15 protein-coding genes and 4 tRNA genes are annotated in these 14,476 nt (G+C 63.6%); 12 read left to right on the top strand and 7 right to left on the bottom strand.

The window, feature by feature from the left end; translation table 11 throughout:
- Positions 1-74 precede the first annotated feature (74 nt).
- Positions 75-521 (bottom strand): peptide-methionine (R)-S-oxide reductase MsrB, encoded by a 447-nt coding sequence (msrB, locus tag HMPREF9153_RS09140; protein WP_004811463.1) that lies wholly within the window; start codon positions 519-521, stop codon positions 75-77.
- A gap of 134 nt (positions 522-655) precedes the next feature.
- Between msrB and HMPREF9153_RS09135 the strand changes: the two genes are divergently transcribed.
- Positions 656-1,510, top strand: a complete 855-nt coding sequence (locus HMPREF9153_RS09135) for a PPK2 family polyphosphate kinase (RefSeq protein WP_004811460.1) — start codon at positions 656-658, stop codon at positions 1,508-1,510.
- 56 nt (positions 1,511-1,566) lie between these two features.
- On the opposite strand, the gene HMPREF9153_RS09130 is transcribed toward HMPREF9153_RS09135, so the two are convergent.
- The 4 genes from HMPREF9153_RS09130 to HMPREF9153_RS09115 all read right to left on the bottom strand — a co-directional run bounded on the left by HMPREF9153_RS09130 (position 1,567) and on the right by HMPREF9153_RS09115 (position 2,817).
- Entirely contained in the window at positions 1,567-2,325 is a 759-nt protein-coding gene (locus HMPREF9153_RS09130; RefSeq protein WP_036979772.1) for a sirohydrochlorin chelatase, read from the bottom strand.
- 244 nt (positions 2,326-2,569) lie between these two features.
- Positions 2,570-2,644: transfer RNA gene (locus HMPREF9153_RS09125), tRNA-Val, on the bottom strand.
- Between the two features lies 1 nt (position 2,645).
- Positions 2,646-2,716: transfer RNA gene (locus HMPREF9153_RS09120), tRNA-Cys, on the bottom strand.
- A 28-nt stretch (positions 2,717-2,744) separates the two neighbouring features.
- Positions 2,745-2,817: transfer RNA gene (locus HMPREF9153_RS09115), tRNA-Gly, on the bottom strand.
- 499 nt (positions 2,818-3,316) lie between these two features.
- Between HMPREF9153_RS09115 and HMPREF9153_RS09105 the strand changes: the two genes are divergently transcribed.
- Both HMPREF9153_RS09105 and HMPREF9153_RS09100 read left to right on the top strand, forming a co-directional pair.
- Positions 3,317-3,391, top strand: a tRNA-Val gene (locus HMPREF9153_RS09105).
- Positions 3,392-3,551: 160 nt separating this feature from the next.
- Positions 3,552-4,616 carry an NAD(P)-dependent alcohol dehydrogenase gene (locus HMPREF9153_RS09100; RefSeq protein ID WP_004811454.1) on the top strand — a complete coding sequence of 355 codons (1,065 nt, stop codon included), beginning with the start codon at positions 3,552-3,554 and terminating at the stop codon, positions 4,614-4,616.
- Here HMPREF9153_RS09100 and HMPREF9153_RS09095 read toward each other — a convergent pair.
- Positions 4,573-5,361, bottom strand: coding sequence for an ABC transporter ATP-binding protein (locus HMPREF9153_RS09095; protein WP_004811452.1), 789 nt, complete (start codon positions 5,359-5,361; stop codon positions 4,573-4,575). The two genes, HMPREF9153_RS09100 and HMPREF9153_RS09095, sit on opposite strands and share 44 nt — an antisense overlap.
- A 33-nt stretch (positions 5,362-5,394) precedes the next feature.
- On the bottom strand, positions 5,395-6,456 hold the full coding sequence (locus tag HMPREF9153_RS09090; protein ID WP_004811450.1) for an FtsX-like permease family protein: 1,062 nt from the start codon (positions 6,454-6,456) through the stop codon (positions 5,395-5,397).
- A 221-nt stretch (positions 6,457-6,677) separates the two neighbouring features.
- On the opposite strand from HMPREF9153_RS09090, the gene HMPREF9153_RS09085 reads away from it, so the two are divergent.
- The 9 genes from HMPREF9153_RS09085 to HMPREF9153_RS09045 all read left to right on the top strand — a co-directional run bounded on the left by HMPREF9153_RS09085 (position 6,678) and on the right by HMPREF9153_RS09045 (position 14,425).
- Positions 6,678-7,898: a sensor histidine kinase gene (locus HMPREF9153_RS09085; protein ID WP_036980142.1), complete on the top strand. Its 1,221-nt coding sequence runs from the start codon at positions 6,678-6,680 to the stop codon at positions 7,896-7,898.
- Complete coding sequence (locus HMPREF9153_RS09080; protein ID WP_004811445.1) at positions 7,895-8,527, top strand: response regulator; 633 nt, start codon at positions 7,895-7,897, stop codon at positions 8,525-8,527. Before HMPREF9153_RS09085 ends, HMPREF9153_RS09080 begins: the two co-directional genes overlap by 4 nt.
- A gap of 73 nt (positions 8,528-8,600) precedes the next feature.
- Positions 8,601-10,670 carry a threonine--tRNA ligase gene (gene thrS / locus HMPREF9153_RS09075; protein WP_004811443.1) on the top strand — a complete coding sequence of 690 codons (2,070 nt, stop codon included), beginning with the start codon at positions 8,601-8,603 and terminating at the stop codon, positions 10,668-10,670.
- Positions 10,663-11,223 (top strand): HIT family protein, encoded by a 561-nt coding sequence (locus HMPREF9153_RS09070; RefSeq protein ID WP_004811441.1) that lies wholly within the window; start codon positions 10,663-10,665, stop codon positions 11,221-11,223. The genes thrS and HMPREF9153_RS09070 overlap by 8 nt, the downstream gene beginning before the upstream one ends.
- Positions 11,216-11,839 carry a phosphatidylinositol phosphate synthase gene (pgsA, locus tag HMPREF9153_RS09065; protein ID WP_004811439.1) on the top strand — a complete coding sequence of 208 codons (624 nt, stop codon included), beginning with the start codon at positions 11,216-11,218 and terminating at the stop codon, positions 11,837-11,839. Before HMPREF9153_RS09070 ends, pgsA begins: the two co-directional genes overlap by 8 nt.
- 45 nt (positions 11,840-11,884) lie before the next feature.
- The gene (gene clsA / locus HMPREF9153_RS09060; RefSeq protein ID WP_004811437.1) at positions 11,885-12,538 is read left to right on the top strand and encodes a cardiolipin synthase ClsA; all 654 of its coding nucleotides are present in this window, start codon (positions 11,885-11,887) and stop codon (positions 12,536-12,538) included.
- A 20-nt stretch (positions 12,539-12,558) separates the two neighbouring features.
- Entirely contained in the window at positions 12,559-13,305 is a 747-nt protein-coding gene (locus HMPREF9153_RS09055) for a DUF881 domain-containing protein (protein ID WP_036902417.1), read from the top strand.
- A 42-nt stretch (positions 13,306-13,347) separates the two neighbouring features.
- Entirely contained in the window at positions 13,348-13,680 is a 333-nt protein-coding gene (locus HMPREF9153_RS09050) for a small basic family protein (RefSeq protein ID WP_002513635.1), read from the top strand.
- Positions 13,673-14,425, top strand: a complete 753-nt coding sequence (locus HMPREF9153_RS09045) for a DUF881 domain-containing protein (protein ID WP_004811413.1) — start codon at positions 13,673-13,675, stop codon at positions 14,423-14,425. The genes HMPREF9153_RS09050 and HMPREF9153_RS09045 overlap by 8 nt, the downstream gene beginning before the upstream one ends.
- The last annotated feature ends 51 nt before the right edge of the window (positions 14,426-14,476 follow it).

Raw genomic sequence — 14,476 nt, 5'->3', positions numbered from 1 at the left:
TCCGACGCGCCGCGCACCGCGGATAGATGCGGTCCTCATGGTTCAGGTTGAGGGTTTTCACCGTGAGGAGGTCGTCACTTGTCAGTTTCTGCAGGATCGAGATCGAGGCAGATCGAATTGATGCAGTACCTCAGGTCGGTCGGGGTGTCGAAGCCTTCACCGGCGAAAACGTGTCCGAGGTGGGAGTCGCATCGGGCACATCTGACCTCCGTCCGTGGGCGCCCCGGAAGGGACTCATCAGTGAGGTAACGAACTCGGTCCTCGGCCAGCGGCGCGTAAAAGGAAGGCCAACCGCAGCTGGACTGGAATTTATGGGTGGAGCGAAACAGCTCAGCCCCGCAGGCGCGACAGCGATAGACGCCCTCGGTAGTGGCGTCGGTGTATTCCCCCACGAAGGGAGCCTCGGTGCCCGCCTCCCGCAGCACGTGGTATTCCTCGTCGCTAAGACGCTGACGCCACTGATCGGGGGTCAGCACGAGACCCGGTTGCAGGTCTGGTGGGGTGGTGTTCTCGTTGGTCATGATCTCCTCCAGCCCGGTGCATCTCGCCGGTTCCGTGTTGAGTGAAACGGTAATTCGGATGTTGTCATTCCCGCGCCGAGTCCGCCGGGTCGCGGCAGGATGGAGGAGCAAGAACCGAGGAAGGACGAACTCCCATGGCCAAAGACTCCCTTCAGCTGTCCGATGTGCTGCGCTGCCCGCAGCCCCCGGTTGACATCAACAAGATCGACACCGGCGCGACTCCGGAGGCACCTGGGGACAAGGAAAGGACCCTCAAGGAGTTCGAGCCGATGGCCGAGGAACTCTCGGAGTTGCAGGAGACGCTGTTCGCCCGCGGCCGCAGCAACCCTGACGAGGCTCGCCGCGTGCTCGTCGTTCTCCAGGGGCTTGACACCGCTGGCAAGGGTGGAGTGGTCCGCCACGTCTTCGGACTGGTTGACCCGCAGGGAATTCACCACCACAGCTTCAAGGCTCCGACCGACGAGGAGCTTAAGCACGACTTCCTGTGGCGAGTGAGGAAGGCCTTGCCCGAGCCCGGAATGCTGGGCGTCTTCGATCGCTCCCACTATGAGGACGTCCTCGTGGCCAGGGTCGACAACCTCGTCGAGGAGAAGGTCTGGAAGGAGCGTTACGACCTCATCAACGAGTTCGAGCTCGGACTGGCGGCTGACGGCTGCAAGGTCGTCAAGTGCTTCCTGCACATTTCCCCGGACGCCCAGAAGGAGAGGCTGCAGGCTCGTCTTGATGACCCCGCCAAGTACTGGAAGTACAACCCCGGAGATCTCGACACCCGGTCGAAGTGGCCTGATTACATGGACGCCTACAACGACCTGCTCAGCAAGTGCAATCCGGACGTGGCTCCCTGGTACATCATCCCCTCGGATCGCAAGTGGTACCGCAACTGGGCGGTGGGACGCATCCTGCTGGAGACGATGCGTTCGATGAAGCTCACCTGGCCTCCCGCCGATTTCGACGTGGAAAAGGAGAAGGAACGCCTCAGCAACGCGTGACGAATGAGAGACCGGCCCGGACACTTGTCCGGGCCGGTGCTGAGTTGATGGGGGTACTACTCGGGGACGACCTCGTCGTCAGTCTGCCCGGAGACCAAACCCATGGCAGCCGAGCAGTACCGCTGAAAGGCGAGGGCTGCGAGGACCGGATCGTCCCCCAAAGGCGCGGAGACGACCTCGGCGCCAGCCTGAAGCGCCTTGTGAGTGTGGGCGCGGAAGGTCTCGTCGTCGCAGATCCACAGGCTTCCCACCGCAATGTGACGACGACCCTCTCGACGTAGGTGGGTGACGACCTCCTCGACGTCGGTGGTGCCGCCGCTGTTGGTGGCAATGTGAACCGGTAGGTGGTGGTGCTGGGACCACAGGCGCGTCATTTTGGAGAGCATGGCCGCGCCCCGCTGGTCTCCGCTGTCGGGGGCCGAGAGGATGAGTGCATCCAATTCCTGAGCGTGCACGCGATGGGCTGCCAGTCGCAGACGTGCATCGACGAGGTTGAGCAGAGCCGGGGCCGGGCCGGTGGGCCGGGCCACGCGGATGGCCAGGTCCGGATGATTCCGACGGATGTCCTCGGCGTGGCGAGTCAGCTGCGGTGGGCTGGAATGAAGGTGAGTGGCATTGACGGGGACCAGGACCAGCTCACTCCACGACGGCTTGATGCGAGGAGCTTTGCAACGGCCTTTCTCCGGCACGAAGCTGACCGTTGACTCGATGTGCGGGTGGAGGTGAGACATTCGCTGCCGCAATCTCTGGCCGATGAGATTCGCGGAGGCTTCGGACATCGCAGGGAGGACGAGGTCGAGTATCGGCGCAGCCATCTGAGCACTCCCTTCCCCAGCCATCAGGACAACAAGTCCGACACGTCGCGTTCACCCTATCGAAGTCGACCCGTCGAATTGGCGAAAATTTCCCTGTGAACCGGTGTGCATGCAGTCCGTCAAGATATGGGGCAAATGAACGGTGGCTGTGAGCGTTACGGATTTAAAGGGACAGATCTCTGAGGGAGGGGAGAAACGGTCGGTGTAGCAAAAAGGTCGACCGACTCATGTCGGCCGACCTTTTTGGTGGGCGATGCCAGGTTTGAACTGGCGACCTCTTCCGTGTCAGGGAAGCGCGCTACCACTGCGCCAACCGCCCGAGGTGGAGACGGGATTTGAACCCGTGTACACGGATTTGCAGTCCGTTGCCTCGCCTCTCGGCCACTCCACCATGTGGATAGGTCCGAAAGACCTCTCCGAGCGGACGACGGGACTCGAACCCGCGACCCTCACCTTGGCAAGGTGATGCTCTACCAACTGAGCCACGTCCGCATGCTTTCCAGCAGTTCTCTGAGGGGCTTTCGCTCCTTGTCGTTCCTGCCGGGCGACGAAAAAGAACTCTAGAGGATGTTTCAGCAGCGATGCAAATCGGGGCGGGATGCTCGCGCCAAAAACTTGTGATTCCCCTAGCCAGAATGGAGTTTCATTAATGTGATCCATTGGCGTGTCGCGATTCGGGATCGGTTGGACGTGCTCCACATCGGGCCCGGACGGATGTTGATCCAGGTCACGGTGTGGGGGGATCGGGCTGGGAGGGGCGTGCGACCGGGGGAAAGCGGTCGATGGGAATGGCGGTGATCGGGTTGCTGATCGAGTTCGCTGCCACCGTGCGTTGCACGATGAGGTGTCAGAACCGCGGTCACCAGACACGGGCGTGTCAGACGTCATCAGGTGGTTGGATGATCTTCGCGATCCCCGGCATTGGTGTCTGCGGATAGTGGCCCGTCGACCTGGACAAGCACCCCCGCTTCTGGCATAGTTTCTCCAGCGCGGGCGGTTGGCGCAGTGGTAGCGCACTTCGTTCACACCGAAGGGGTCGCGGGTTCGAACCCCGCATCGCCCACCACCAGGCATGGCTGCACAGGAGTCCACAGAAGACTGTGCAGCCATTGTCGTCTCCTTAAGCATCTGGTTGTGCTTCTGAGCCGCCTCACAGGCTGATTCGCAATACTCTGACAACGTCAGTGCCAGGGATCGGCACTGGGGATCACCGAGGAGGCACACTCATGCCCATCACCGTCAAGGCCCTTCAGAAGGAAGGCCCGGACAAGCCGTTCAAGGTCGTCGAGATCGAGAGGCGAGATCCTCGCCCGGACGACGTCGTCATTGCCATCAAGGCTGCAGGTATCTGTCACTCCGACATCCACACGATCCGCAACGAGTGGGGTCACGCGCATTTCCCGCTCACCGTCGGTCACGAGATCGCCGGTGTCGTCGAGGCTGTCGGTTCCGAGGTGACGAAGTACCAGCCCGGCGACCGGGTGGGTGTCGGGTGTTTGGTCAATTCCTGCGGCCACTGTGAGCAGTGCGCGGCAGGAGAGGAGCAGGCCTGTCTCAACGGGTCCGTGGGAACATACGACTCCCGTGACGTCGACGGCACCATCACCCAGGGCGGGTACAGCCAGAAGGTCGTCGTCAACGAGAGGTTCGTCTGTCGCATCCCCGACTCCTTGGGCTTCATGGCGGCAGCTCCGCTGCTGTGCGCCGGAATCACCACCTATTCGCCCATTGCCACCTGGGACGTGGGCCCTGGTGACGAGGTCGCCGTTCTGGGTCTTGGTGGCCTGGGACACATGGGCGTTCAGATCGCGGCGGCGAAGGGGGCTGAGGTCACCGTTCTGTCTCGCAGCCTGCGTAAGGCTGACCTTGCCGAGAAGCTCGGAGCCACGCGCACCCTGGCGACCAGCGACGAGAATTTCTTCCGTGACCATCGCGGTGAGTACGACTTCATCCTCAACACCATCAGCGCCCCGATCGACCTGAAGTCCTATCTCAAGTTGCTCAAGCCGCGCGGCGTGATGGCCTGTGTCGGACTGCCCCCGGAGGAGCTGGGCCTGCCGATTGGTTCCCTCATCAACGGTTCCAAGGTGCTCGCCGGATCCAACATCGGCGGTATCCCGCAGACCCAGGAGATGCTCGATTTCTGCGCGGAGCATCATCTGGGCGCCTGGGTGGAGAAGATCGGTGTCGACGAGGTCGATGCGGCCTATGACCGTGTCGTCGCCGGAGACGTGAGGTTCCGCTTCGTCATCGACACAGCGACCTTTGAGGATGCAGCCCCAGCTGAATGAGCCACGCGCCGATACGGCCACGAGCTGAGTCCGAACCGTTCCGCGACGGCGTCTCGTCGCGGGCTCCACGCGCCTGGGCGAGATGTCCATCGAGCATCTCCAGATGCTGGGAGCCGTGATCGATGAGCTCCTCGTCGTGGGTCACGAGCATCGTGGCGGTGTCATGCTCATGGGTCAGTTTGACCACGAGTTCGATGATGCGGGTGCCAGCCTGGGAATCCAGGGCACTGGTCGGCTCGTCGACGACCAATACGCTGGGGTCGTTCATGAGGGCCCGGGCGATGTTGACTCGCTGACGCTGTCCACCCGACATCTGCGCCGGCCTCTTGTGCATGTGGTTGGCCAGGTCGACGGCGTCGAGGAGTTCCTTGGCCTGCTCGCGGCGCTCGTCACGGGTGGAGCGATGCGCTCCGTCGAGTTCTCCCATCATGACGAGCTGGTCGACGGCGTCGAGGCTGGGGATGAGGTTCGACTGCTGAAAGACGATGCCGATCTTCTCCCGGCGCAGTTCGGTGGCACCGGCGTCGTCGAGTCCGGTGACGTCGATGCCGTCAATGAGGATGGTGCCGGTGTCGGGCCGGGCCAAGGTGGAAGCGACGGCCAAGAGGCTCGATTTTCCCGACCCGGACGGTCCGGTGATGACGGCGACGTGCCCGTTGTCGACGTGCATGCTGACGTTCTCCAAGGCGGTGACGCGACGGTTGCCGTCTGGACGGGTGAAGGTGACGTTGTCGAGGGTGATCATGCGAAGCTCCTGAAAACTGTGGGGACGGACAGGTCAGCGGGTCGAGCCGAGGGCCTGCTCGGGTTCTGCCCTCGACAGGGAGCGGATGGCCACAGCAGCTCCGGCAAGGCCCAGTAGACCGAGCAGGGTTCCTGGACCGAGTACCGTCCACCACGTCATGGCGAAGGGCATGGTCGAGCGGATGGCGAATCCGGTGATCGTCACGAGGACCAGGCCGGCACCGATACCGATGGCCAGCACCACACCTGCCTGTCCCAGGGCGTCACGACGCAAGGCTCGGGTCGTCGCTCCCAGCGCACGCAGCACACCGATGTCGTGCTGACGCTGGATGGTCCAGACGGTGAAGAATGCTCCGACGACGAGGGCCGAGATGCCCAGAAGGAGGCCGATGATGAGAGCCAGGGAGCCAATCTCAGGTCCGAAGGTCGGCAGCATCCGCACCGACTTCCAAGGAGAAGCCGACTCGGTTCCGGCGGCCTTGTCGACCGTCTTCCAATCGGGCTCTCCATGCACCAGCAGGGCGGTTGGCTCGGCCTTGGGCTGGCCCATGCGCGCCACGGTCGCCTGCCAGTCCGCGTAGCCCATGGCGACGACGGCCGAATGGCAGTACCAGGTGTCGTCACTGACGGACTCGACGGCGAACTTCTGGGACCCGATTTCCATCGTGTCCCCGGCTGCCAGGCTGAGGTCATCGGCGATGGTCCGGGAGATGATGACCTTTCCCCTCGCCGGGGTGCCGAGGGAGGTCGCCGCGACGTCGGACCCGAAGATGGCCACCGCGGATCCGGTGCCGTCCTTGCTGGCGCGAGTCTGGGTGACGCCCAGGGGAGTGACCTCGGACACCCCGTCAGCTGACTGCCAGGTCTTGAGTTGGTCCTCATGCACCCTGGAATCGGTCCACGTCGTCGTCGATCCCGTCTTGGCCAGCACGACCCGATCAGCCGGTACCTGCACCACCGCGACGACGCTGCGCTGGGCGAGGCCGCCTGCCAGACCGGTGAGGAAACCGACCAGTACGCAGATGAGGGCCACTACGACGGTCATGAGGGCAAACCGGCCCTTGGCGAAGGCCAGATCACGCCGGGCGAGGAACATGGGAACTCCTTGTCGTTGTCGTCGTAACCACCTTCCTGGTGAAAACCCTTGTCGGAATCAGCGCGTGGTGTGGTTGTGGGGCGACTCCAGGCGGAGGCGGACATCAACCTTTTGGATGACGCGGGGGGCCTGGCGGCACGGACATGTGGGTTGCGCACCTACACTTGGGGCCGATGAGAACGACCGCACTTGCTCGTGATGGGTTGCACCGGTGGCGCGACATGGACGCCGGTCACCGCGGACGCGCGGTGGTCATTGAGGTGGGCATGCAGATCGGCATCCAGGTGCTCTTTGCCGGTCTGGTCATCTTCACCGTCGTGATGGCCCTGGTGTTGTCCCCACCCCATTTGTGGCGAATCCTCACCTGGGAGATCCTGCTCATCCTCGTCCACACCGCCCTCATGACGACCCACGTCATGGATCGCACTCGGCGTGACAGGTGGCGGCCCGTCCTGGTGACGGTGATGGTCGCCGTCTCGATCCTGCTGGCCATCGACTTCCCTTATGCCGCCTACCTGACGATCCCGCTCTCCTTCGTCTACCTGGATCACTTGGCCCCTCTCCATGCCTGCATCGCAGTCCTCGTCGGGGCCGTGGCCATCGTCCTCGGCGTCGGACTGACGAGTGGCTGGAGCGTCGGGGGAGTCGTCGGGCCGGTAGCCGGTGCCGCAGTGGCCGTCGTCGTCGGTCTGTCCCTCAAGGCGATGCAGACTCAGGCGGCCGAGTTGGAACGCCTCAATGTCGACCTGCTCGCCGTGCAGGAGAGGCTGGCAGCCTCCCAGCGGGAAGCCGGGGTGCTGGAGGAACGTGCCAGGCTGGCACGAGAGATCCACGACACCGTCGCGCAATCCTTGTCGAGCATCGGTCTGCTGCTGTCGGCGGTTGAGCGCACGGCTCCTGCCCATCCGGCGATCGAGCAGATCCAGCTGGCCCACCGCACCTCGTCCGAGGCGTTGTCCGAGACCCGCGGGCTCATTGCGGAACTGGCTCCTCCCACCGTGGCCGATCAGGGGTTGCCGGCAGTTCTCAAGCGACTGGGTGCGACGACGTGGTCACTCGGCGGGCTCCACGTCAACGTCGACTGTCCTGACACCTCAGACCTGTCGATGGAGATCCAGACAGTCCTGCTCAGACTGTGCCAGGGAGCCATGTCCAACGTGGTCCGTCATGCCCGTGCCCGTCACGCAACGATCCGGATCTCGCGTACCGATGAATCCCACGTCCATCTGAGGGTGACCGATGACGGCGTCGGGATGGACCTCGACGCGCCAGTGCGAGACGGAGCTTTCGGGCTGCATGCCATCAGACAGCGGGTCGACGAGCTGTCTGGGGAGGTCTCACTGACCTCAGAACCGGGGGAGGGGACGATCATCGACGTCGATCTCCCGGTGCATTCCACCGCCGAGCAACCACGCCTCGTTCACCAAGGAGAACCGTCATGACCATGCGGGTCCTCATTGCCGACGATCATCCGGTGGTTCGAGCCGGAGTGACGGCCCTGCTCGGTACCGATCCGGACATCGAGATCGTCGCCACCGCATCGACCCCTGCCCAGGCCCTCGCCGCCGCAGCGACGACGGACCTCGATCTCATGCTGCTCGACCTGCAGTTCAGCAGCGATGCCAAGGCACCGTCCGGGGTGGAGGTCACCCGCAAGGTCCGGTCACAACCGAATCCCCCGGAAGTCCTCATCCTCACCAACTACGACACCGACGCCGACATTCTGGCAGCGGTCGAGGCGGGTGCCACCGGTTACCTCCTCAAGGACGCTCCCGCCGAGGAACTGCTGTCGGCGATCCATCGTGCCGCTCGCGGTGAGGGAGCTCTGGCGCCGGCCGTCGCCACTCGTCTCATGGCTCGGATGCGCTCCCCACAGACCTCCTTGACGGCCCGGGAGCTCGACGTCCTGGAAGCCTCGGCGGAGGGGCTCTCCAACGCACAGATCGCGGATTCCCTGTACGTCTCGGAGGCCACCGTCAAGACCCATCTGTCGCACATCTACACCAAGCTCGGAGTGACCTCTCGCAGCGCGGCAGTGGCTCGCGCCCGAGACATTGGTCTCATTCGCTGACCCGCAACTCGAAGCGACCCGACCCGGTACGGCATTATTGGACCATGTCCGGCATCCGTCGGGTTGCAATCGAGTGAGGAAGTCAATCGTGTCCATCAGCATCACCCTGCACCGTTCCGGTACCTCCAGGACCGAGCAGGTGGACACCACCACGACCGGTCTGGATCTCTTCGGCTCCGAGCGTGACGTCGTCGCCATGCGGGTCGACGGCATCCTTGTCGATCTGCAGCGCGAACTCCACGACGGCGCCGAGGTTGAGCCCGTCGAGGCGACGAGCGAGGACGGGCTCAACGTCATTCGGCACTCGTGCACTCACGTCATGGCACAGGCCGTCCAGCAGCTGTACCCCGAGGTGAACCTGGGTATCGGTCCGTTCATCACCGACGGTTTCTACTACGACTTCGGCAACATCGAGCCCGTCACCCCCGAGGTGCTCACCGAGCTCGAGAAGCGGATGAAGCGGATCGTCAAGGAGAACCAACGCTTCGTGCGTCGGGTCACCAGCGAGGAATCCGCCCGCGAGGAGCTGGCTGACCAGCCGTACAAGCTGGAACTCATCGGCACCAAGGGCAAGGGCGCCGATGGAGCCTCGGTCGAGGTCGGTGGCGCCGAGCTGACGATCTACGACAACGTGCGCCGCAATGGCGAGGTTGCCTGGAAGGACCTCTGCCGTGGCCCGCACGTGCCGTCAACCAAGTATCTGGCCAATGCCTTCGCCCTGACGAAGTTCTCGGCTGCCTACTGGAAGGGTGACCAGGCCAACGACCAGTTGCAGCGCATCTACGGCACCGCGTGGGCCAGCCGTGAGGATCTCGTTGCCTACCGGGAGCGGATCAAGGAGGCCGAGCGTCGGGACCATCGCAAGCTGGGAGCCGAGCTCGATCTGTTCTCCTTCCCCGAGGAGATCGGTCCGGGCCTGGTGGTCTTCCATCCCAGGGGGGCGATGCTGCGTCACCTCATCGAGGAACACGTCATCGCGCGCCACATGGAGGCGGGATTCTCCTTCGTGCATACCCCGGAGATCACCAAGGGTGGGCTGTTCCACACCTCGGGTCACCTGCCCTACTACGCCGACACCATGTTCCCGCCGATGCTCGTCGACGAGGAGCGTGACGAGGAGGGCAACGTCACCCGGGCTGGCCAGGAGTACTACCTCAAGGCCATGAACTGCCCGATGCACAACCTCATCTTCCGCTCGCGTGGTCGGTCCTACCGCGAACTGCCGTTGCGGTTCTTCGAGATGGGCCATGACTACCGCTACGAGAAGTCGGGCGTCGTGCACGGGCTGACCCGTATGCGCGGGTTTGCCCAGGATGACTCGCACACCTACTGCACCCGTGAGCAGGCCCCTGGCGAGATCGAGAAGCAGATCGAGTTCTTCCTGTCGATCCTGGCCGACTTCGGTCTGAATGACTTCTACCTCGAGCTGTCCACCCGCGAGGAGGACGGTGCGAAGAAGGAGAAGTTCATCGGCTCCGACGAGGACTGGCAGGCTGCCACCGACACCCTCGACCAGGTGTGCCGCAGCACTGGTCTGCAGTTGGTCCCCGATCCGGGCGGCGCCGCCTTCTACGGTCCGAAGGTCTCGGTCCAGGTCAAGGACGCCATTGGTCGTACCTGGCAGATGTCGACGATTCAATATGACTTCAACCAGCCTGAGCGCTTCGACCTCGAGTACGCGGCTGCTGACGGTACCCACCAGCGCCCGATCATGCTGCACTCGGCCAAGCTGGGCAGTGTTGAGAGGTTCATCGGCGTGCTCACCGAGCACTACGCCGGTGCCTTCCCGGTCTGGCTGGCCCCTGTTCAGGTGCGCCTGGTCCCGGTTGCTGAGGCCTTTGACGAGTACGTCACGACCTTTGCCGAGGTGCTGCGCTCCCGGGGCATCCGGGTCGAGATCGACCTGTCGTCCGACCGCTTTGGCAAGAAGATCCGCAATGCCTCCAAGGAGAAGGTCCCCTTCACCCTCATTGCGGGTGGGGAGGACGCCGAGGCCGGTGCGATCTCCTTCCGACTGCGTGATGGTTCCCAGGTCAACGGCATCGCCCAGGACGAGGCCGCGCGCATCATCGCAGGCTGGAACAGGGCCCGTCGCAACGACGACCCGACTGCTGAGACCTTGCGTGGAGCCGTCGATGACTGAGGACTACCGCCTCGAGTTCGCCGAGGATCTGGTCGGGGTCCCTGATCCCTTCCGAAGGTTCTGGACCCCGCACCGGATGGCGTACATCGGCGGTGAGAACAAGCCCCGGGGCGACCGCCCGGAGGACGGGTGCCCGTTCTGTGTCGCTCCGCAGCGCAGCGACGAGGACGCCCTCATCGTCCACCGTGGCGAGACCTGCTACGTCATCATGAACCTCTACCCCTACGGACCGGGGCACATGCTGGTATGCCCCTACCGTCACGTTGCCGGCTACGTCGACGCCACCGAGGTGGAGGTCGTCGAGATTGCCCACCTCACCCAGGCTGCGATCCGGACCCTTCAGGAGGTGTCCCACCCGCAGGGATTCAACGTCGGGATGAACCAGGGAGCCTCTGGTGGAGCCGGAGTGGCCGCCCATCTGCACCAGCACGTCATTCCACGCTGGACGGGAGACACGAATTTCCTTCCCATCGTGGCCGGTGTCCGTGCTGTTCCACAGCTGCTGGGAGATGGCCGTCAGATGTTGGCCGATGCGTGGGTGGCTCATGCTTGAGCATTTCCGGGCCGCCTGGGCCAAGGTCATGAACCCCATCGCCGACGCCCTGTTGCGGGCGCACGTCACCCCCGACATGGTCACCTGGGTCGGCACCGTCGGTGCCGTCGCCATGGCACTCATCTGCTTCCCACAAGGGTGGCTGTGGCAGGGGCCGTGGCTGGTCGCCCTGTTCATCTTCTCCGATTCGCTCGACGGCAACATGGCCCGCAAGATCGGGCGTCACTCCCAGTGGGGATCCTTCCTCGACTCCACCTTGGATCGATTTGGTGACGCCGCCATCTTCGCGGGGGTGGCGTTGTACTACGCCGGCCCGGGAAACAACCTGCTGTGGACCTCGATGTCCCTCGCAGCGCTGGTCTTCGGGATGACCACCTCCTATGTGCGTGCCAAGGCTGAGTCCTTGGGGCTGGAGGCCAAGGTCGGCATCGCCACCCGTGCGGATCGTCTGCTCGTCAGTTTGCTGGCCGTCGAGATCACGGGTCTGGCCAAGGCCGGGGGTTTCCCGCACTGGTGCCTGGCCGTCCTACCGATTGCGCTGTGTTACCTGACGGTGGCCGGAGCCATCACCGTGGTGCAGCGGATGGTGGCAGTGCGTCGGGCGTGTCAGTCGTGACGGGTTGGGGCACGGCGTGGGCAGGCTCTCGACTGAACGGGATGAATGGTTAGGGTGGAGGTTGTGACGCGCACCCTGCCGCCTGAGGAAGTGCCCGAGGCTAATCCGTGGGACACCGATCGATTCTGGACGGTTCCCAACATCCTGTCAGTGATCCGTCTCATCGGCGTACCTGTCTTCCTGTGGCTCGCTCTGGGCCCGCATGAGGATGGCTGGGCCGTTGCGGTGCTTGCTGTTGCCGGTATCACCGACTGGCTCGACGGCAAAATTGCCCGTTGCTGGCACCAGATCTCGCGCATCGGCCAGATGCTTGACCCCATCGCCGATCGTCTCTACATCTTCGCCACGGTCATCGCGCTGACCCTGCGCGACGTCATACCACTGTGGCTGGTCATTCTGCTCATTGCCCGGGACGTTTGCATGGCATGTCTGGTTCCGGCCCTGAGAACTCGCGGGTTCACCTCGTTGCCAGTGCACTTCGTCGGCAAGGCGGCCACCTTCTGCCTGCTGTATTCCTTCCCGTTGGTCCTGCTGGGGCATCTCGGAACAGGAGGCTGGACGGTCTGCCGGGTCCTCGGGTGGGCCTTCGCCATCTGGGGAACGGCGCTGTACTGGTGGGCCTACTTCCTCTACCTCGTCCAGACCGTTCAGATCGTTCACACCTTACCGCGGGTCGATCGCCGGGGTGAGCAGTCGTGAAGCAGCGTCCTGATGCATCGATGGACCTGCTTCGGGAGGTTCGCTCGCAAGCCTTGGACCAGGGGTATCAGGAGTACCACGACCGCAACCCCGGCAGCACAAAGCGACGTCCTGTTGGAGTTGCTGCCGTTGTCATCCTGCTCGTCACCGGGGTGCTCATCGGTATCGCGTGGCGCTCAACGGCTGCACGCGCGCCGCTGGACGCACGAGAACGCAGGAACCTGGTCGCCCACGTGCAATCGGCCCAAGCTCATGAATCAGCTCAGCATGCAGAATTGGCCAGGTTGCGCGCCTCCATGGATGCCATGAAAGGTGCCTCCGCGTCACCCATTGATGATGACGAGACAGGGCAGGACTCAGCGGTGATGCCACTGACGGGTCCAGGGGTGCGGATCTTCCTCGATGACGCCAATGCGGCGCCGGACGATGAACTTGGTGACGCTGACCTGCGCAAACTCGTTAACGCCCTGTGGCAGTCCGGAGCGGAGGCTGTGGCCGTCAATGGTCACCGAATCGGGCCCCGCACGGCGATCCGCTCGGCCGGATCGGCGATCACCGTCGACTACGTCTCGCTGTCTCGACCCTATGTCATCGAGGCGATCGGCTCCCCGCAGACGATCCCGGCGAAACTGGCTGACACACCGGGGGGTCGCTGGATGACCTACCTGAGCGACAATTCATCGATCACCTATACGGTGGCGACGAGGGATCGGGTCTCGGTGCCGGGATCGAGGGTGTCGGTGAGTCACGCGAGTCCTCACCGATGACAGTGAGACGATGAACGGCATCGGAGCACAGGAAGGACACCCATGATTGCGCTCATCGGCCTGGTGGTCGGGATCATCATCGGCATCGTGGTCAACCCGACGCTGCCACCTGGCCTTCAGCCCTACCTGCCGATCATGATTGTCGCTGCCCTTGACGCCATTTTCGGAGCGGTGCGTGCTTATCTGGCGCACACCTTCTCCGACCGTGTCTTCGTCGTCTCCTTCCTCTCCAACGTCGCCATCGCCGCCCTTATCGTCTGGGTGGGTGATCAGATCGGTGTGGGTTCGCAGTTGTCGACTGCCGTCGTCGTCGTGCTCGGCATCCGAATCTTCACCAACGCTGCCGCCATTCGGCGAGAGGTGCTCCATGCCTGAGCACCACGATCCGCGGGAGTGGACCGGAAACCACTGGCACAAGATCGGCAAGGACCTGACCTCGGTGTCGACCGGGCAGATCCTCGTCGCCATCATCTTGTGCCTGTGCTCCTTCATGATCGTGACTCAGGTGCATTCCCAGCACAATCAGGACGCCTATTCGACGATGAGCAGGGCAGATTTGGTGACGATGCTGGACACCCTCTCGGGATCCTCCCGTCAGCTGGATTCCGAGATCGCTGACCTGCGTGCCACGACGAGGGAGCTGCAGTCGGGGGCCAATTCGCGCAAGGTCGCTCAGCAGGAGGCCGAGGACCGACTGACCCGGATGAAGGTGTTGGCCGGCACCGTTCCGGTCCATGGACCGGGAATCAAGATCACCATCGACGACCCGGACGAGAAGGTGACCTCCGACATGATGCTCGACGCCGTCGAGGAGATGCGTGACGCCGGGGCTGAGGCCATGGTTCTCAACAACAAGGTCCGCATCGTTGCCGATACCTGGTTTGCCGCCAGCCCTGATGGTCTCGAGGCCAGCGGAACGACGATCAGCCGTCCCTACACCCTGGCTGTCATTGGTGAGCCCCATGCCCTCCGGGAGGGGGCACGGTTCCGTGGCGGCCTGGTCTCTCAGATGGAGTCCGACAAGGTGGGGGCCTCCGTCGAGATCACGACTTCTCAGGACCTCATCATTTCCGCGGTTGCCCATCCGCGTCCGATGACTCACGCCACACCGGTGAGATGACGCGGGCATCGAGGCGCTGAGCGCGGTAGTCTGCGAGTACGAGGATTTTTC

The organism is Cutibacterium avidum ATCC 25577 (assembly GCF_000227295.1).
Lineage (GTDB): Bacteria > Actinomycetota > Actinomycetes > Propionibacteriales > Propionibacteriaceae > Cutibacterium > Cutibacterium avidum.
Note: the sequence above shows the minus strand (reverse complement) of the source record. Positions and strands in the feature narration are given on the sequence as shown.